Here is an 18671-nt window from a genome sequence, read left to right as displayed (position 1 = left end):
GTCGCGCGGCTCTCGGCCTCATCCCTCCGCAGTCGCCCGCCCGGTGGGACGGACGGTCACGGGTGGACGCGGGCGGTCCTCGGTGAGCGCCGCCGTCCACACGGCCACCCGGACGGTATCCGGGGGCGCTCGGGAGCCGGGCGGAGGGGTGCCGCACACTGGAGGCGGTGTTCCGGTACCCGGCGGGAGGGGCGATGCGCGGACGCGACGGTCGGGGAGTGAAACGGGCGGGGGACGGGGAGCGGGCGCGCGCGGTGCCCCGGCTGCCCCCGGCCTCCTCCCCGGCGCCACGGGAACCCGCCCTCATCCGACAGCGCTGGAGCGACGTCGTCTTCCTGCACTGGCCGGTGGCCCCGGACACGGTGGCACCGCTGCTGCCCCCGGGAACCCGTCCCGACCTCCTGGACGGGGTCGCCCACGTGGGGCTGGTCGCCTTCCGGATGCCCGTCAACGACGTGGCCGGCCGGGTGCCCGTCGGCGGGTTCGACGAGGTGAACGTACGGGTGTACACGATCGACGACCACGGTCGGCGCGGTGTCGTGTTCCTGACCATGGACGCCGACGCGGCGCACGCGGTGGTGGCGGCCCGGCTGCTCACCGGACTCCCGTACGTGTGGTCCGACATCTCCCTGAAGCGGGGGAGGGGCGGACTGCGCGCGGGAGCGGTACGGCGGCGCGCCCCCGGCGGGCCCCGGGGCCGCTGGGCGATCCGGGTCGGGGAGCCGGTGCGGCGCCCCTCGGACCCGGACCTCTTCCTCACCGCCCGCTGGGGACTGCACACCCGTCATCTGGGCCGCACGTGGTGGCTGCGCGCCGACCACGCGCCGTGGCCGCTGTACCGGGCGGAGTTCCTGCACTACGAGGGCGACCTGCTGGCCGCGGCCGGGCTCGTCCCCCTCACCGAACGGCCGACCTCGGCGCTGTGGTCGCCGGGCACGGACACCGGGTTCACCGTGTCGTTCGTCTGAGCCCGCCGGTCCGTACCCGGGAGGCGCCCGTCGGGCGCGGAGAGGGGGATGCTCCTATGGATGTCAGGCCGGGACCGGTGCGTGCGGGTCGTCGCCCTCGTCCGGTTCCTCCACCGGGTCGTCTGTCTCCGGGGCGGTGCGACGGAGCGCGGTGACGTTCAGCGCCGAACCGGAACCGTGCTCCATGACGCGCAGGACGTCCCGGACCTCCCGGAGCAGGCCCGCCGGCACCGTGCCGAGCCGGACGCCCTCCCGCGCGAGGTACTCGGCCTGCGTCATGATCCGCCAGGCGGCCAAGGGGGCGTCGGGGAACGTGATCTGGGCCAGTGCCTTCATCGCCCGCAACTGCCCCGAGCGGTGCCGCAGCCCCCGGTAACCCTCGACCGCCACGCGGGCCGACGCCTCGGCCTCCGCGGTCCGTTCGACCCGCCGCAGCGACTCCGCCGCCATGCGGTGGGCCCGGGCGTGCCACCACTTGTCGCCCGAGGCCCGGAAACCCTCGGCGGCCTGGAGCATCTCCTCCTTGCCGCGATCTCGGTCCTGGTCCATCAAGGCCTGGCCCAGCACCAGGCGGGTGCGCATGATCCCCCACGTGTCGCCGAGCTCGGTGAACATCCGCTCCGCCCGCCTCAACCGATCGATCTGGTCGTGGACCTGCCAGGTGTCCCGCAGCCGCTCGCGTCGGCGGCGCCCGAGGAAGGGAAGGCGACGGGACGGGAGACGAGGGTGGTCGGGGTCCTCCTCGACGCCGAGCCACTTCTCCAGGACCCCCCGATCCGGCATGCCGTCGGCGAACAGGCCGGCCACCTCGGCCTCCTGCTTCTCCCGCCAACGCCGATTCCACGCGATCAGCCGGCGGCGTTCCCGTTCCCGGGCGGGATCGAGCAGCTGCTCGCACACGCGGACCTGCTTGTTGAGCAGATGGGTCGGCAACTGTCCCAGGGAGCGCAGGTAACGGGCGTGGTACCAGTCGCCGTTGGGCGTCTCGGAGACCTGACGGCGTCCCTCCTCAAGAACGAACCAGGCGTTGAGCGCGAACCCGCGCAGCCGCAGCACCTCGCCCAGCCGCAACCACACCCGGGGCCACTGGTCCGGGGCCTCCCCCGATCGTTCGAGTTCCTCCCGGGCGAGGGAGAGCTGCCGGTGCGCCTCCTCCTGGTGCCCCTGGAAGCGGTAGACCTCCGCCAGGTTGCACAGCGAGCGCACCAGCCACCAGACGTCCCGGTGGGCCGTGAAGATCCGCACGGCCTCGTCGATCTCGGCCCGGCCGTCGTCCAGGTCGCCGCGCCGGTACAGGTTCACCCCGACCGCCCGGTGCGCTCGGGCCCGCCACCGCGGATCGACCGCCCCCGGGTCGTCCAGGGACTCCAGAACGGTCGAGGCGGTCACCGCCAGTTCGTGGCCGGTGTCGTGGTCGCCGTGCCCGCCGGCCACCTCGGCCCGGTCGAGTAGGGCGATCGCGCAGGCCACGGGGTCATCGGTCGCCAGCGCCAGTGCGGTGGCCTCACCGGCGGCCTCCCGCATCGCCTCCCAGCGGACCCGTCCGGTCCGGCAGAGCAGGGAGAAGGCCCGGCGCAACCGCCACCCGTACCCCGCGATCTCACGGCGTTCGACGTCACGGGCGGGGAGCGTCTCGGGGCGGGTCCACCGAAAGCAGGTCTCGAAGCCGCGTTGTTCGCTCTCCAGCCAGGCCAGCGGGTCGACCGCGGGGAACCGGGGGAGCGGGCCCGCGTTCACCGCCGGACCGCCGGCGCCCGTCGGCCGCGCCGGGACCCCCGATGGGTTCCGGGCCTCCGGGGACCCCGGTGCGCCCGGTCGGAGAGGCTCCGGACCGAAACCCCACTCGTGCGGGGCGGCCCGCCGTGCCGCCTCCTCGGCGATCAGCGTGTACGCCCGCAACAGCCGCCGCACCGCGCGCTCCAGTCCGTCCCGGGACCAGTCCGGCAGCTCCGCCTCCGGAACGCCGAGCATGCGGGGGCCGGCCGTCACCAGGGTCTCGCGCACATGCTCGTGCAGCTGGAAACGCTCGAACCCACCCGCCCTGTACATGAAGGTCACCAGGTAGCGGTGGCCCAGGCGTTCCAGGATGAGGGCCGCCCTCTCCTCGGACACGTCCATGAGCGCCGCGGCCGCCCAGGCGGTGAAGGTCGTCGCCCCCACCCCGGCCAAGCGGCTCAGCAGCAGTCGTTCCTCACCCGTGCACTGGCGCAGCCCGAACGCCAGGGACCGTACGACGGCCTGAAGGCCGGACACGGCGGGGAACCCCTCCCGGTCGCCCATGCGCCGCAGCAGATCGGCGGCGCCCGGTCCGTTGTCCTGCGCGATCTGCGCGCCCACCAGGCACAGCGCCAACGGGAACCCGTGGCAGGCGGCGACCAGTCCCGGCAACGCCTCCCGGTCCGCCGCGGACGGCGTACGGGGGCGTCCGGCCGTCAACCGGTTCAGGAGCAGCAGCCCTTCCTCGGGGGACAGCGGGCCCATCCGGCGCAGCATCATGTGCCCCGGGGTCCCGTGCAGATCGGTGCGGCTCGTGATGAGCACCGCGCACCCCGGGCCTACGGGCAGCAGCGGCTCCACCTGTTCGTAGTCCTTGGCGTTGTCGAGGACGAGGAGCAGCCTGCGCCGTTCGGTCGCGGTCTTCCACGATCCCGACAGTTCGTCCAGGGAGGCCCCGTCGGGGACCCGCACCCCGATCGCGGTGAGCATCTGGGCGAGGATCTCCGAGGAGCGCCGGGGCACACGGTGCACCGACGGGGCGTCGTCGGAATCGCCCCGGCGCGCGTGCCGGGAGACGGAACCGTAGAGCTCGAACTCCATCTCGCCGTCGGGGAAACGGTCACCGACCTCGGCGACGACCTGGGAGACGAACTGGCTCTTGCCGGTGCCGCCCTCGCCGGTGACGGCGATGATCAACGGACCCGCGCCGCGTCGCCGGGACAGACGGCGGGTGCGGCGCCGGGGGAATCGGGAGAACGCGGCCCGCACCTCGGCCATGAGATCGGTGTGCCCGATGAAGTGCTCGACGGTCGCGGGCAGACGGCGGCGCACCGCACGCTCCCGGGCGCCCTCGAAGGCGCGCGGGTGCCGGTCGAGCAGGACCTGCGCGGAGGCGGTCAGCCCGCTGCCGAGCATGGAAAGCGCCACGACCCACCACGCGCCGCCGTCGGGGAACAGGTCGGGAAAGGTCTGGAACATCGTGCCCAGGCCGACCGTCAGGACCAGGGCGGTGCCCAGCCCGGTGCGGACCGGCCGCCACCGGGGAAGAAGGCCGTTCCCGCCCCTGCCGAAGGATTCCTCGTCCACGTCCCGCCCTTCCCGGAGGCGCCGCAGGCCCTTGTGCGTCGGGCTTGCGGGGCCGGGCAGCCGATGGGGAACCGATCCTGCCGAGAGCGGGAATCCGGTGTCCAGGGTGCCGGGGAGGCCGAGTCCGGTGTTCATCCACTCGCCCCGGTCCGGTCACCGGGTGGTCACCGTGCGCGGTTCCGTGGAGGCTCCGGGGGCCGGGCGCCCGGTCTCAGGCCGCCCGGTCGCTGCGGGGGCACGGGCACGCGGGAACGGACGACATCGCCCCCATGCGCAGGATCCGCTCCAGTTCCCACTCGGCCCGGATGATGCGCGCCCCGAGGACCTCCGAGGAGGGAACGCACCGGGCCTCCTCGATCGCGTGGTCGCGCTCCCGGGCCTTGGCGGCGACCGTCCGGTCCGCCTCGGTGAGGCGGACGACGGCGTCGTGCCACTCCCGCAGGGCGGCGTCCCGGACCGACCGCAGTTCCCGTGCCCGCTCCCCGAGGGTACGGACCCGTGCGGTGAACGGTGCGGGGGAACGGTCGAGCAGCCATAGGGCCGCCTCCACCCGCTCCAGCGCCCTCCGCGCCCGGTTCGCCTCCGCCTCATGGAGGGCGACCTCATCGACGATCCGCTCCGCCGCGGCCCGCGCCCTGTTCACCCGGGCCCGGGCCCGGGCCGTCCGGTCGCGGACGGCCGTCTGCCTCCGCGCCGCCGCGAGGATCCGCACCAACTCCTCGGCGCGTGCGCGCAACCCCGCCCCGAGCCGCTCACCGATGATCTCCGGATCGAGCCCCCTCGGGTGGGGAGCGGACCCGGACCCGCTCGGCTCGGGCACGAGGACCCGGTCCTCGCGCAGGAGGACATCGCCGGGGAAGGAGCCCAGGTCGGCCTCGGTGACCACGTGCACCCTCCCGGTCGAGGTCAGGGCGGCCTCCGCCGGGTGCCATGGTCCGCGGGAACCGGGACGGCGGACGAGGAACCCGCTCGGCCCGAACGGCGCCCGCCGGCGCTCACAGGAGAACACGTACTCGTGGGGGGAGTCGCCCCCGGGGCGCAGCCGCCGTCCGTCCGTCAAGGAGAGTTTTCCACCGTGCGACAGGGAGTCTCCGAGGACGGTCCGGATCTCTTGGTCGAGGGCGATGATGAACTCGTCTGCGGATTCGGGGAGGGCGCTCGGGGAAGTCACGTGACCCTTTCAAGGGGGAGAGAGCCGTCGGTGAGGGGTCCGACGGTAGGGAGTATGCACGAGTGATACGACATTCTGTAAGGGTGTGGGCACACAAAGTTCGCCTGTGTCTCCGTGTGAACACCGCGCGATGAGGGGAGCCTGGGTGTCCGCGGCTCACGTACCCCGTTGTTATCGCAGGTCACAAGGTCGACAGTGGGACACACCCGGTGGCAGGGGGGCGGCTACCGCGCATTTCGCATGGGGGGAACCGGGCGCGCTCATCGAGGTGAACCTGGTGGCCAGGTTCGTTTCGGTGGGTCTGGAACGGCCCTTCCGTACGACCGGCCTCCAGGTGGCGGGCTCCGTGAACCGGCCCCGGGTGACCAGTGGTCGGAGCAGCCGGTCGGGGGGCCTGCTCGCCGGGCTCACCCTCACCGACGCTCCGGGGGCCGCGATCGAGGCGCCCCCGATCGGGTCCGGCGCGCGACCGCGCCGTTCCGTCCTCGCCCACCCGGGACCGGCCGACCACCTCCGGGTGCTCTTCCCTGCGGCACCTTCGGGGCGGCCCCGCCCACGGCGGGGGAGGCACCGGAACCCCGGGGCCGCGACACCGTGACCGCGCCGGTGCCGGTCAACGCCACGGCCCCCTCGCGATCGGCCCCGCCGGGTGGCGACCGCGGAGCGGATCGTCGCCGAACACCCCTCCTCGGAGCCGCCTACGCGGGGCTCCCGCGTGTGCCGGACGAGATCTCCGGCCACCTCCTCCTCGCCGCGGCCATCGACGGTCTCGTCACCGACGCCCCCGTGGGCCGGCCGATCGGCGGGGTCATCGCGGACCCGGCACGTCGCGGCGGCCCCGTGCCCACGGAGCGGCGCTGACGGCGCGCCGGGGCTTCCGAGGCGCCGCCACGCGGGGCCCGGCTGAGAACACGACCCGACCGGTTCCGGGTGTGCGGAGCCGCCGGACGCGCGTGGGCGCGCCGGCGCCCTTCGCCGACGCGCCCACCGGACCGACCGCTCCGTCGCGCTTGCGGCTCTGCGACCCGGTGGGTCCGAGCGCCGGGCCCCGGCGCGACCGCACGATCACCGACGCAGACGCCTACGCCTCCTCCGAGGCCCGTGACCACCCCCGCCCCGGTGCGCGCCCCCTCCCGCCCCTCACTCGACGGCTCGCAGCGACAGGAAGAGGCCGAGCAGTTCGCGGTCCTGAGGGTGACTGAGCAGTGATTCCGCCTCCGAGGCCGGGACCCAGCGCACCGCGTCGACCTCCTCCGACGGCTCGAACACGTCGGCCTCCTCGACGGTCATGGACCAGTAGTGCACGACCTTGCCGGGGTAGCTCATGGAGCCGAGCCGCCGGCCGAGCCGGCAGCGCAGCGCCGTCTCCTCCCACACTTCGCGCAGGGCGGTCTGTTCCAGGGTCTCGCCGGGATCGACCTTGCCCTTGGGGAACGACCAGTCGTCGTATCGGGGGCGGTGGATGACGACGAACTCCGGTCCGGAGTCCCCGGGTCGGCTGATGAGACCACCCGCGGCGGTCAGGGATGCGTTCACGGTGTCCTCGTGGCATGGTCGGCAGGGCCGCGGCGGCTCCGGGCCCTGGGGTTTCGGGTGACGTGGGGGAGGGACCCCGTCAGGGGTCGAGGATGCCCTTCTTGGACTCGTGCTTGACGAGTGTGAAACCGGTGATGGTGTCGGCCACCGCGCACAGCGGTTCGGGGGCGTCGCGTCCGGTGAGGATGACGCTCGTGAGGGGGTGCCGGCCGCGGATCTCCTCGGCGACCCTGGCGGCCTCCAACCATCCGTGCTCGACGGCGTGGGTGATCTCGTCGAGGACGACGAGCCCCGGCGGATCCGAGCGCAGGGATTCCACGGCCGCCGCCCACGCCCGGTCGCAGAGCGCGCGCGGGTCCTCCGCCCCCCAGGTGAGACCGGGGGCGAAGACGGGCCAGCGGATACCGGCGGTGGCGCTCACGGCGGCCTCCGCGGCGTTCCAGGCGCCGCCCTTGACGAACTGGACGAACGTGGTCGGCCAGCCGTGGCCGGCGGATCTCACCGCGTACCCCAGGGCGGCCGAGCTCTTGCCCCAACCCTCACCGCTGAAGAGCATCACGATGCCGCTCCTCGGGGCCGCCGACCTGGTTCTGTGCCGCACGCGTCGATCCTAACGGGTGGGGTTCCGCCGTCCCGCCGAAGATCACCGCCCCATCGGGCTCGATCTCCAGACCCACCCGGTCACCGGGCCGGTGCGGAGAGACGGAGTGGAGCAGGACGGTCCCCGCCGAGCCGACCCGCACCCGCACCCGGTGGTGGCGCCCCTCGAAGACGCTCGACACGACCACGGCGGGCAGGGCGCCCGGCCCTTCGCCGAGCCGCACCGCCTCCGGATGCAGGTACGCCGCGGGTCCGCCGCCCCCCACGTCCTCGCCGCAGGCACGGCCGACGAACCGCGATCCGCCCACCGTCGCCACCGCCCGGCCGTCCTCGACGGTGACCGCGTCGGGCTCGATCCGTGAGGAGAAACCGGCCAGGTCGGCCACCCAGCCACTCGCCGGGCGCCCGAAGACCTCCTCGGGGGAGGCGTCCTGGACCGTGCGGCCCTCGTGCAGGACCAGGACCCGGTCGGCCAGGGCGAGGGCCTCGCTCACGTCGTGCGTGACGTACAGGGCCGTGGTGCCCAGGCGGCGCAGCAGAAGGGCGAGTTCCTCGCGCATCTCCCCGCGCAGCTGGGAGTCGAGATTGGACAGCGGCTCGTCGAAGAGCAGGAGCCGGGGACGGGTGGCCAGGGCGCGGGCGATCGCCACCCGCTGTCGCTGGCCGCCGGAGAGCTCGGCGGGCCGGCGGTCCTCCAGACCGTCCAGGCGCAGGAACCCCACGAGTTCCGCCACCCGGGAACCGCGCTCTCCCGCCGAGGTCCGGTGCACCCCGTGGCGCAGCCCGTAGCCGATGATGTCGCGCACCCGCAGATGCGGCCACAGCGCGTAGTCCTGGAAGACCATCCCCATGTCACGGAACTCGGGGGACACGGTCGAGCCGGGCGCCGAGAGGACGCGGTCACCGAGCAGCACCTCCCCCTCCCCGGGGGTCTCCAGCCCGGCGACCAGCCGCAGCAGGGTCGACTTGCCGCAACCCGAGGGACCGAGCACGGCGAGGGTCCGGCCCGCCGGGACCGTCGTGTCGACACCGCGCAGCGCCCACGCCCCGGTCCCGTACCGCATACCGAGCCCGCGCAGCCTCAGCGGCGCCGTATGCCGTTGGTCGATCATGCTCCACTCCCGTGGGTAGGACCGCCGAGGAGTCGGCGGCCGATGACGGATGACACGGCGGCGAGCACCATCACGAGCACCGCGCTGACGACGGCGCCCGCCGTCGCGTAGCCGTACCGGCCACGGTCGTACTCCGCCAGGATCTCGACCGGCAGCGTCGTGAAGGAGGGCGGCGCGAGCATCGTGGTCGCCGCCAGATCGAAGATCCCGGAGGCGAGCACGGCCGCGAAGGCCGAGACGAGCGCCGGTGCGATCAGGGGCGCCAACACGGTGCGCAGCCGGGTGGGGAAGCGTGCCCCGCTCAGCGCCGCCGCGTTCAGCAGGCTCGCCGGTACCTGCGCGAGGGCCCCCAGTTGCAGGCGCACGGCGATGGGCAGCGCGGTGGCCGTCCCCGCCAGGACGAGCAGTTCCGCCCGTCCGTACAGGCCCAGGCCCACACCCGCGAGGAACGGCTGGTTCCACAGGAAGATGTAGCCGACGGCCAGGACGATGCCCGGGATCGCGAGGGTCACGGTGCCCGCGACATCGATGAGGAAGCGGGCGCGAAAGCCCGTGAAGGTGAGCACCACGCCGATGAGGAACGCCAGGACCGTGGTGACGGTGGCCGCCGCCAGCGCGATCGTCAGCGAGTTGACGATGCCCTCGGACATCCTCGAACCCGCCGAGAAGATGTCCGCGTAGTGCTCCAGCGTGAGGTTGTCCGGCACGGGGCCGCCGTGCAGGGTCCGACTGAAGGAGACCTGGAGGGAGGTGCCCAGGGGCACCCCGAACGTGATCGCCAGGACGAGGGCGGTGAGGCCGGACCAGAGCCACGGGTACCGCGCGGGCGGCGGCGGGACCCGGGTGGCCGCTCCGGTGAGGAAGTCATAACGCGAGCCGCGCAGGATCCGGATGTAGAGCAGGATCGCCGCGCCGATGATGGCCACCAGGTAGAACGACAGGACCCCGCCGAGCTCGAAGCTGACCGGGCTCTGGCGCACCGAGGCGTAGATCGAGTACGGCAGCGTCGGGTAGGAGTAGGCCGCCGAGAGCGCGGCGGGCAGGCCGAAGTCACCGAGCACGTCGACGAAGACCAGGATGGCGCCGGAGGCCACGGCCGGGGTCAGCAGCGGGATCCGCACCGTGCGCAGGACCGTCCACGGGCGCGCCCCCGCCAGGGCGGCGGCCTGCCGGTAGGAGCCGTCGTCCCAGTGCAGGGCCGCCGACGTGGCCAGGTAGGCGAACGGGTACTTGATGAGGCTCGTGATGACCACGAGTCCGGTCGGCGAGAAGACGAGGGACGACGGATCCACCCCCAGGGTGCCCACCGCCACCCCGCTCGGCGACGCGAAGAGCACCCAGCCCTGGGCCAGGACGAAGGACGGGCTCACCAGGAGGGCCCAGGCGGCCACGTCGAGCAGCCGCGCCCCGGGGAAGGCGACCGTGTGGCGCAGCAGGGCCAGCCCCGTCCCGAGCGCGCCGCCGAGCAGCATCGCTCCGGTGGCCAGGGTCAGCGAGTTCACCAGGCTCGTCTGCCACAGCGGTCGCCGCGCGATCTCGCCCAGGAGTCCCGGCCGCACGGTCCAGTCACGGGCCAGACCCAGGCCGGGGGCCACCCCCTGGGCGAGGACGAGCACCAGGGGCGCCCCGACGAGGACGAACAGGACGGCGAGGATGAACCAGCCCAGGGCGTTCTCCGGGGAGACGCGCCGCGTCGGTCGGGGACCGGCCTTCGCCCGCCGACGCTCCAGGAGGGACGTCACCGGCCCTGGACCGACCGCTCGGCGAACCAGTTCTTGACGTCCGCCTCGTTCTCGGCGGCGAAGACCGCGTCGGTGACGAGCAGCTCCCCGTCCTCGGGACGGGTCTCGGGCAGGCTCGACGTGTCCGTCCCCGACACGAGCGGGCTGATGATCCCGTCGTCACCGCCCTCGGCCATGAGGTGGCCCATGGCCTCCGGGGTGAGCAGCCAGTCCACGAGTTTCTGCGCCGCGCAGGGGCGCGGGGTCCGCTCGCTGATGGCCGCCGCCCGGACCACACCCGGGGCGCCCTCCTCCGGCCACACGAAGTCGACGGGTTCGCCGGAGTCGATGAGGCCGTACACGTTCTGCTCCTGGAGCGCGGCCACCGGGACCTCGCCGGAGGCCAGGGCCTGTCCCACCGGGCCGTTCTTCTCGTAGGTGTTGAGACCGTTGTCGATCAGCGTCCCGAAGTAGTCCTCCGCCTCATCGCGGCCGAGGTCCTGGAAGAACCAGGAGACGATCGGGTAGGCCGGCGCCGCGACGGCGGGATCGGCCATGCCGATCGGCGCGTAGGCGGGATCCGCCAGGTCGGACCAGCGGCCCGGCGCCTCGTCCGGGTCGATCCGGTCGGTGTTGTAGGCGATGACGGCGGCCGCGTGCCGGCTGATCGGCACCCAGGACCCGTCCTCCGGGGCCAGGGCCGCGCCGTCCTCGTCGAGGTTGCCCAGGTTCTCCAGCGGGTGACCGCTCAGCAGGGCGCCCTGCTCACGCAGCGACTCCAGGCTGCCGTGGCCGTCGAGGACGACCACGTCCCACTGCGGGTTGTTGGCCTCCGCCGCGATCCGGGCCAGGATCTCGCCACCGCCCAGGTCGGCGATCTCGGTGGTGACACCGGTGTCCGCCGTGAAACGGTCGCTGAGGGTGGAGCCCCAGGGGTTGAGGTAGACCCGCAGGGCTCCGTCCTCCACGGCGCACTCGGAGGAGGGGAGCAGGTCGGCGCCGTTCGTCTCGGCGGCCTGCCCGCCCGGGGCGCAGGCGCTCAGGCCGAGCGCGAGGAGGCCGGCCAGGGTGGCGGCGGCGGTGCGTTCGGTGTGGGACATGGTGGTGGTTCCTCTCGGGGGATGACCGTCCGGCACGCCTCACCTTGGCCGACGGTCCTGAACGGAACGCCCGCGCCGACCGTCCCCCGTACGAGTCCGAGGCGACGATCCGACGACGTCCCGTGCCTGCGAGGAGGATCCGGCGGCCCGTGGTTCACCCGTTGTTCATCTTGGTGCGCGGCCTCCGGCGGGAGGGGCCCGGCGCCCCCGGCCTGGGGACCGGCCGGGGCACGGTCAGGGAACGGGAGAGGGTGGAGAGGGCGCGCCGGCCGCGACGGGACGGCTCAGGCGGGGGGACGCCGAGCGGCCGACGCCGCACCCGCCACGCCCTCCCGGAACCGTCCGGGCGGCTGCCCCGTCCAGCGCCGGAACGTCCGCGAGAAGGAGGCGGCGTCCGAGAACCCCACGAGGTAGGCGACCTCGCCCACGGAGGTCCGGCCCGCCCGAAGGTAGGCGATCGCGAGGTCGCGGCGCACGTCGTCGACGACCTGACGAAAACCGGTCCCCTCCGCGCGCAGCCGGCGGGACAACGTCGAGCGACTGCAATGAAGCCGGGCCGCCACCGCGTCCGCGCCGAGATCCCCCTCGTGCACCACCGTGCGCACGACCTCCTCGACCCGCTCCCGGAAGCTCTCCGGCGGCGGACGCCGGGCCAGCAGCGCGTCCCCCTTCTCCCGCAGGACGCCGAAGACATAGCGGGGGTGCCGCGCCACCGGCCAGGAACCCACCTCGGGGTGGAGTTCGATCTCGGTCCGCCGGGCGCCGAACCGGACCGGACACCCCAGCACGCGCTCGTACTCGGCCGCGCACTCCGGCGTTCCACGGGTGAGGCGCACGCGCAGCACGTGGGGACGGTCCAGGAACCGCCGTGGACCGCAGACCAGACGTGCGACCGCTTCCTCCGACAACTCCGTGCCGGGTCCCACCGGCCCGTGCTCGACCAGCAGCAGACGGTCCCCGAGGCGTTCGAGCTCGAACCGCGGACCGCCGTCACCCGCCTCGACCTCGACCGCGAGACGTCCGTACCGCTGGAGCTGCCGCAGGGCGGCGGCCATGTCGGGGGCGGCCTCCATGACCAGACCCACGATCGACACGTCGGCCATCGCGACCTCGGCCCCGTAGTGGAGCGCCAGGGCGTCGTCGTCGAGGGCGACGCGTGCGGCGCGCACGAGTTCCAGGTAGCGCGGCAACGGGACACGCGCGTCCGGGTCGCGCAGTTGCTCACGGGACACACCCGAGGCCGTGGCGAGCGCGTCCGGGTCGGCACCGTGCCGCTCGGCGTAGGTGAACAGCCCGGCGACGAGACCGGCCGCGATCGTGGCCCGCTGCACCTCGCTCCTCCTCGCGACGGGGCCCGGGAGAACCCTGACCCGCAGGATCAGGGATCCTGACACCGCAGATCATTCCGGCCCCCGAGCGCGGTGACAAGACTGGCCGCATGAACGCTTCCACCACGTCGGCGACGACCGACACGATCACCCCCCTGCGCCGTAACCTGCTGCGCGCCTGTCACCTGCTCCTGGTGGTCGGGCTCGGACTCACCGCCTGGCCGCGCCTGCTGGCGTCCGGACCCGACCGTCCCGTCATCGACGGGGCCTTCGACGCCGTGCTGTGCGCCCTGCAACTCCTCGCGATCGCCGGGCTCTTCGCACCGGTGCGGATGGTCGCCGTGCTCGTGTTCGAGGTGCTGTGGAAGGCGATCTGGGTGCTCGTGGTCGCCGTGCCGCTGTGGTCGCGTGACGCCCTGACCCCGGAGGTCACCGAGACGCTGTTCGCCTGCGCCTTCGCGGTCCCGTTCGTCGTCATCATCCCCTGGCGCGCCCTGGTCGGCGACCTGATCCGACGCCGCGAGCCCTGGCACGGGGCACCGGCCGAGACCGGCGTACCGGGCGAGCGGTGGATCCCACGTCGAAGGAGAGGGTGACCCGGCCGCAGGGGCGGTGACACGTCGTCCGGGCGGCGGGACGGGCCGGTGATCCCCGCCGAGCCAACGCGGGTGCGCTGCCCGGGGGCCGGGCACCGTCACCCCCGGCAGTTCGGGCAGCGGACGGGGGGACGTCCTCGCCCGGTGTGGGTGAACGGCTCTTCGCAGCTCTTGCAGATCCGTTCCCCCGACCCTCCGGGAGCACGGCGTCCGGACACCTCCTCGGAGGCCGCCTCCGGAAGGGCGGCCCCGTCCGCCCCGCCGCGCGCCGCAGGCGTGTACCGGAGCAGTTCGTGCACGTGGGCCCGGCCCGACGGCAGGGCCCGCTCGGCCAGTTCCGCGAGGTGGGCGTGGTGGGTGAACACCACCACCTGGAAGCGGTCGGACATCCCGTCCAGGACCTGTAGCGCCGCCGCCCCGCGCTCGTCGTCGAAGGTCATGAACACGTCGTCCACGATGAACGGCATGGTCTGCCCCGCCTCGGCGTAGTGGTCCAGGGAGGCCAGCCGCAGCGCCAGGTACAGCTGGTCGGCGGTGCCCTCGCTCAGCTCCCCGATGTTCACGGTGTCCCCGTTGCGGCGCTCCACCCGCAGGACGTTGACGCCGTTCTCGTCCAGGTCCGGCCGCAGGCGGGGGAACTCCCCCAGGGTCAGGAACGCGAACAGCTCCTCGGCCCTGCGCAGGACCGGGTCCTGGCTGTGCTTGCGGTACTCCTCCATCCGGTCCAGCAGCATCCGCCGGGCGAGCGTCACCTTGACGTACTCCTCGGCCTGGTCGGCGATCCGCCCCGTGAGGGCGGCCTCCTCCTCGGCCAGTCGGGCCGCTTCGGCGGTGCCGTCGATCCGGGCCAGGGCGTTGCGCGCGTCGGCGTGCCGGACGGTGGCCCGGTCGCGCCGCCCCCGCACCTCCGCCAGGTCCCGCGTGGCCTGTTCGACACGCCCTGCGATCTCGGCGTCGGTGAGGTGCCGCGCCCGCTCCTCCAGGGCCTCGACCTCGCCGTGCTCGGCGAGCTGTTCCTCGGCCTGGCGGACGCGGTCGCGCGCCTTCTCCGCCTCGCGGGCCCGGGAGACCGCCGCGCGCAGCCCGGCCGGGGCGTCGACACCGTTCTCGGCCAGCAGGGCGTCCAACCTCTCCCGCGCCGCGTCCCGTGCCGCGCGAGACCGGACGAGTGCGGCCTCATCCGCCGCGACGGTGTCCGCCAGTTCCTCGCGCCTCTTCGCGGTGGCGGCGTTCGCCTCCGCCTCGCGGTGAAGCTCCTCCAGAGCCAGGACACGCTCGGTGCGCTCGGGCGACGGCACACGGCCGCACGTGTCGAAGACCGCGGCCAAGCGCAGGTCGAACTCCGCGATCCGCCGCCTCGCCCGGTCGGCCTCGTGTTCCTCCGTGAGGGCCTGGTCCCACACCGTGGCGGCGTCCTTCAGCAGGTCCAGGCCGGCGCGCACCTCCTCGGGGTCCGCGCCGGGGGCGAACCCCGCGGCGGTGGCGGCCCCGTCCCACTCCCGGGACCACGCGGCCTCCTCTTCCTCCGCCCGTTCCCGCTCGCCGAGCGCCTTCTCCAGATCCTTCTCCGCGGCCCCGACCAGGGCCTGCGCGGTCGCATTCTGCTGCGCGACCTGTTGGCGGCGGTCGATCTCCTCCTGGGCCAGGGCCTTCAACTGCGGAAGGACCACGACGGCGGCGGCCCCGGTCCGCGGTCGCACGTCCAAGGTCTCCACCGGGGCGTCTGCGGCGGTGAGCAGGTCGACGAGCTGCCCCGTCAGGGTCAGGGCCGACTCTTCCAGCACCGCCAGCGACCGCCGCCGCTCGTCGCGCTCGCCGTGCAGCGTGCGAAGCTCGTCCAGGCGGTCCAGGACGGCCCCGGCCTCGTTCGGGTCGGGCGCCGGGACTCCGGCGGCGGGCCACATCGCCTCCCATTCCCGCTCCAGCTCCGTTCCCCGGGTGGTGAGGGCGTCGAGGTCCTCACCGCGCTCGCACAGGTCCTGCTCCAGTTCGCGGACCTTGTTCTCCAGGGTCAGTCGGTCGGCGACCGCCTTCGCGGAGTCGCGGAGCCGGTCCGCGAGCCGGTCCGCCTCCACCAGGGCGCTCTGGAAGTCCAGGGCGAGCCCGCTCTCGGCGTCCCCCTCCCGGATCCGCCGCCACAGCCCGTCCCGCTCCTGCCGGGCGCGCTGGAGTTCACCGACGGTGGGAGGGTCCTCCTGGGCGCGCAGCGATTCCAGTTTCCCCCGGGCACGGCTCAGCTCCCGGGTCGCCTTGGTGAGTGCCGACTCGGCGTTCTCCACCTCGGCGGTGTGCCGGGTCGACCGGTCCCGGTGGGCGGAGACCCCCGCCTTGTCGGGCACGGCCGCGGACAGTAGGTCCTCCACCGCGGCTTCGGCCTCCCGGCCGAACTCCGCCACCAGGGCGTCGAATCGCGCCGCCGCCTTCGCCTCCTCCCCGTACGCCCGTTCCAGGTCCGCGACGAGGGCGGAGGGGAACTCCGCGACCACGCTCGCCAGCGCGCCCCCCTCCACACCCTCGGGGAGGTCCGCGAGGTCGGCACGGGCACGGTCCAGCGCCCGCGCCTGGTCGTGGGCCTGCCGGCGGGCGTCGTCGACCCGGGTCCGCAGGCCGGGGTGGGCCCTGGCCAGTTCGACGAGGCGTTCGGCGGTCGGTTCGGCCACCCGCGGGACACCGGAGTCGTCGAGGTCCGCGCCGGGGCGGACACTCCGCAGCAGTCGCTCGGCCCGGGCCCGATGCTCCCCGGCCCGCCGGGTGCGCTCGGTCAGCTCCAGTGCCGCTTCCTCGACCGCCTCCACGGACCGGACCAGGGCGTCGGCGTCCTCCCGCACCCTCGACAGCCGTTCGTCGACGTGCAGTTCCGCCAGCTCGCCCAGGTGCGCCGCCAGCGACTCCTCCTCCCGCCCGCGCTGCTGTTCACCCAGTTCGAGGTCTTTCTCCAACCCGTCCAGAAGCTCCCCGGCGTGCGCGTCGGCCAACGGGCCCCGGGAGGTGATCTCCGCAAGGTCGTCCAAGGCCCGGCGCCGGGTGCGCAGGGAGGGCAGCGCCGACTTCAGGGACTTCCAGTGGTGATACGCGGCCTCTTTCTCCTTGAGCCGGTCGTCCTCCTCCCAGAAGACCTTCTCCTCGTTTCGCACGGCGTCCTGGAGGCGCAGGAACTCCTCGGTCGCCGTCGACGCCCGGGTGCGTTCGGCGGCGACCCTCTTGTGCTCGCTCAGCGCGGTGTTCAGCAGCCGAACGGAGCCGGTGCGCAGGTACAGCTCCCGCCGGCGCTCCTCCAGGGCCTTGAGGACGGCCGCCGTGTCCTGTCCGGACCGGGCCGAGTACAGGGCCTGGCCGATGTCCCCCTCACCCCGGATCAGGTTCTTTCCGCCCCGTTGGAGTTCGGTGAGGGTCAGCGCGAAGACGGTGGTGAAGACCTCCTCGGTGACGCCGTTGAGGAACCCCAGCAGTTCCCCCTCGGAGACGGGGGTCCCGTCGGGTGCGGTCAGCGGGTTCCTGTTCCGCTTGTGCCGGACGACCTCCAGGGTCTCGCCGGAACCGTTGCCCAGCGCCGCGCCCAGTCTCAGCCTGGACATACCGTGCAGGAAACCGAACGGCGTCCTGTGCGGTATGCCGTAGAGCAGCGACCGCAGGGCGGCCAGCGCGGACGTCTTCCCGGCCTCGTTGGGCCCGTAGACCAGGTGGACTCCGGGACCCGACAGGTTCAGGGACAGGTCGGTGAACGGGCCGAAGGCGGTCAGGTCCAGGTGTTCGATCCTCATCGGGACTCCTCCAGCATCGCCACCAGCAGGTCCGCCGCGCCGCCGGCCATGCGCTCGGCCCACCCGTCCTCCTCGAAGGACGTGCGGACCTCGGCCGGGAGCTTTCCCCGGAGGCCGGCGCCGTCGAGGACCTCCCGCACCCGCTCGGGGTCGTCGGCCAGCCGCGCGGCCTCCTCGCGCACGTCCGCGACGAGCCCGGCGAACCGCTCGGACGCGACCCGCTCGCGCGGGCGCGAGGTGTCGACGCGGACCTTCTCGATCCACACCGACGGGTAGTCCTGACTGAGCCCCCGGACCTCGGCGGTGAACTCCTCCCGCCGGGTGAGCAGGGCCGAGTGCGCCTCGCCGGCGCCGACGGCGACCACCCGCACCGCGTCCACGCGGCCGTCCACGGCGTGGTCGGTCACTCGGCGCTGCAAATCCCGCTCGACCAGGTGGCAGGCGTCGTCCAGGTCGAGTGCGCCGGTCATGTCCACCCGCACCTCGTGCCAGCGCGCGGCGGTGTCAAGGTCGCGGTGCTCCAGACCCTCGACCGCCCCCGCGCCGTCCACCGTGACCAGGGTGCAGCCCTTGTCGCCGGTCTCACCGGCGTGCCGCCCCTGGGTGTTGCCGGGGAAGACCACGTGCACGCCGTCCCCGTGCACGACCTCGCGCTTGTGGATGTGGCCCAGTGCCCAGTAGTCGTAGCCGTGGTCGACGAGCTGTTCCAGGTTGCACGGGGCGTAGCGGTCGTGTCCGGGACGGCCGTTCAGCGAGGTGTGCAGCAGACCCACGTTGAACAGCCCCGGAGCCGCCGGACGGTATCCCGCGGCCAGGTCGTCGGTCACCTTCGCCTGGGCGAAGCTCTGCCCGTGCACCGCCAGCCCCAGGTCCTCGTGGATGGAGCTGTCGGCGCTCTCGGACGGGAAGAGGTGCACGTTGTCGGGGAGCGTCAGCCTCATGGTCATCTTGTTCTCGGCGTCGTGGTTGCCCGAGATCATGAAGACCCGGATGTCGGCCTCGCGCAGTCGGCGCATCTGCTTCGTGAAGTACAGGCCGGTGTTGACGTCCCGCCACGAGCCGTCGTAGATGTCACCGGCCAGCAGGACCGCGGTGACCTCTTCCTCCAGGGCCAGGGAGACGAGGTTGTCCACGGCGGTGCGGGTGGCGTTGCGCAGGTGCTCGGCGGGAGCGCCGGGGTAGCGGTCCAGGCCGCGCAGGGGGCTGTCGATGTGCAGGTCCGCGGCGTGCAGGAGTTTCACGAGGGGTCTCCTCCTCAGGGGGCGGATTACAGGGTTTCACAGGGGCCACTGCGTCCACTCCGTTTTCCCCGAATCGCAGGGGCCTTCGGACGGCGTTCCGACCCCGCCGCGGAGGGCGGGCCTGGAACGGTCCCGTGTCAGGCGACGTCGCCGACGAAGGAGACGGTCTCGCGCACGTGGTCGTCCACCTCCTCCCGGTCGCTGAGCGTCAGTTCGACATGGAGGTGGGAGTCC

Annotated in this window: 13 protein-coding genes; 3 read left to right on the top strand and 10 right to left on the bottom strand. The window is 73.5% G+C overall.

Features of this window, described 5'->3' with window-relative positions; translation table 11 throughout:
- Positions 1-194 precede the first annotated feature (194 nt).
- Positions 195-968 (top strand): YqjF family protein, encoded by a 774-nt coding sequence (locus RM479_RS03950; protein ID WP_311510315.1) that lies wholly within the window; start codon positions 195-197, stop codon positions 966-968.
- Between the two features lie 63 nt (positions 969-1031).
- On the opposite strand, the gene RM479_RS03945 is transcribed toward RM479_RS03950, so the two are convergent.
- Together RM479_RS03945 and RM479_RS03940 are read right to left on the bottom strand one after the other, a co-directional pair.
- A complete protein-coding gene (locus RM479_RS03945) occupies positions 1032-4271 on the bottom strand; it encodes an NB-ARC domain-containing protein (RefSeq protein WP_311510314.1) in 3240 nt (1079 codons plus the stop codon).
- 211 nt (positions 4272-4482) lie between these two features.
- Positions 4483-5442, bottom strand: coding sequence for a hypothetical protein (locus RM479_RS03940; protein WP_311510313.1), 960 nt, complete (start codon positions 5440-5442; stop codon positions 4483-4485).
- A gap of 717 nt (positions 5443-6159) precedes the next feature.
- Here RM479_RS03940 and RM479_RS03935 point away from each other — a divergent pair.
- Positions 6160-6303 (top strand): hypothetical protein, encoded by a 144-nt coding sequence (locus tag RM479_RS03935; protein WP_311510312.1) that lies wholly within the window; start codon positions 6160-6162, stop codon positions 6301-6303.
- 279 nt (positions 6304-6582) lie between these two features.
- On the opposite strand, the gene RM479_RS03930 is transcribed toward RM479_RS03935, so the two are convergent.
- The 6 genes from RM479_RS03930 to RM479_RS03905 all read right to left on the bottom strand — a co-directional run bounded on the left by RM479_RS03930 (position 6583) and on the right by RM479_RS03905 (position 12842).
- Positions 6583-6978, bottom strand: a complete 396-nt coding sequence (locus RM479_RS03930; RefSeq protein ID WP_274807517.1) for an NUDIX hydrolase — start codon at positions 6976-6978, stop codon at positions 6583-6585.
- A 79-nt stretch (positions 6979-7057) separates the two neighbouring features.
- The gene (locus tag RM479_RS03925) at positions 7058-7534 is read right to left on the bottom strand and encodes a cob(I)yrinic acid a,c-diamide adenosyltransferase (protein ID WP_311510445.1); all 477 of its coding nucleotides are present in this window, start codon (positions 7532-7534) and stop codon (positions 7058-7060) included.
- Entirely contained in the window at positions 7518-8690 is a 1173-nt protein-coding gene (locus RM479_RS03920; RefSeq protein ID WP_311510311.1) for an ABC transporter ATP-binding protein, read from the bottom strand. Before RM479_RS03920 ends, RM479_RS03925 begins: the two co-directional genes overlap by 17 nt.
- On the bottom strand, positions 8687-10432 hold the full coding sequence (locus tag RM479_RS03915) for an ABC transporter permease (RefSeq protein WP_311510310.1): 1746 nt from the start codon (positions 10430-10432) through the stop codon (positions 8687-8689). The genes RM479_RS03920 and RM479_RS03915 overlap by 4 nt, the downstream gene beginning before the upstream one ends.
- Positions 10429-11511 carry an ABC transporter substrate-binding protein gene (locus tag RM479_RS03910; protein ID WP_311510309.1) on the bottom strand — a complete coding sequence of 361 codons (1083 nt, stop codon included), beginning with the start codon at positions 11509-11511 and terminating at the stop codon, positions 10429-10431. The genes RM479_RS03915 and RM479_RS03910 overlap by 4 nt, the downstream gene beginning before the upstream one ends.
- 284 nt (positions 11512-11795) lie before the next feature.
- Positions 11796-12842, bottom strand: a complete 1047-nt coding sequence (locus RM479_RS03905) for an AraC family transcriptional regulator (protein WP_311510308.1) — start codon at positions 12840-12842, stop codon at positions 11796-11798.
- A gap of 107 nt (positions 12843-12949) precedes the next feature.
- Between RM479_RS03905 and RM479_RS03900 the strand changes: the two genes are divergently transcribed.
- Positions 12950-13435, top strand: a complete 486-nt coding sequence (locus tag RM479_RS03900; protein WP_311510307.1) for a hypothetical protein — start codon at positions 12950-12952, stop codon at positions 13433-13435.
- 98 nt (positions 13436-13533) lie between these two features.
- On the opposite strand, the gene RM479_RS03895 is transcribed toward RM479_RS03900, so the two are convergent.
- Both RM479_RS03895 and RM479_RS03890 read right to left on the bottom strand, forming a co-directional pair.
- The gene (locus RM479_RS03895) at positions 13534-17196 is read right to left on the bottom strand and encodes an AAA family ATPase (protein ID WP_311510306.1); all 3663 of its coding nucleotides are present in this window, start codon (positions 17194-17196) and stop codon (positions 13534-13536) included.
- Entirely contained in the window at positions 17193-18437 is a 1245-nt protein-coding gene (locus RM479_RS03890; protein ID WP_311510305.1) for a metallophosphoesterase family protein, read from the bottom strand. Before RM479_RS03890 ends, RM479_RS03895 begins: the two co-directional genes overlap by 4 nt.
- Positions 18438-18671: the final 234 nt, after the last annotated feature.

The organism is Nocardiopsis lambiniae (assembly GCF_031845465.1).
Lineage (GTDB): Bacteria > Actinomycetota > Actinomycetes > Streptosporangiales > Streptosporangiaceae > Nocardiopsis > Nocardiopsis lambiniae.
Note: the sequence above shows the minus strand (reverse complement) of the source record. Positions and strands in the feature narration are given on the sequence as shown.

Bases quoted from the DNA above. Each gene is read 5' to 3' on its own strand.
- RM479_RS03950 (WP_311510315.1), top strand. From the start codon at position 195: ATGCGCGGACGCGACGGTCGGGGAGTGAAACGGGCGGGGGACGGGGAG.
- RM479_RS03900 (WP_311510307.1), top strand. From the start codon at position 12,950: ATGAACGCTTCCACCACGTCGGCGACGACCGACACGATCACCCCCCTG.
- RM479_RS03910 (WP_311510309.1), bottom strand. From the start codon at position 11,511: ATGTCCCACACCGAACGCACCGCCGCCGCCACCCTGGCCGGCCTCCTC.
- RM479_RS03925 (WP_311510445.1), bottom strand. From the start codon at position 7,534: ATGCTCTTCAGCGGTGAGGGTTGGGGCAAGAGCTCGGCCGCCCTGGGG.
- RM479_RS03920 (WP_311510311.1), bottom strand. From the start codon at position 8,690: ATGATCGACCAACGGCATACGGCGCCGCTGAGGCTGCGCGGGCTCGGT.
- RM479_RS03895 (WP_311510306.1), bottom strand. From the start codon at position 17,196: ATGAGGATCGAACACCTGGACCTGACCGCCTTCGGCCCGTTCACCGAC.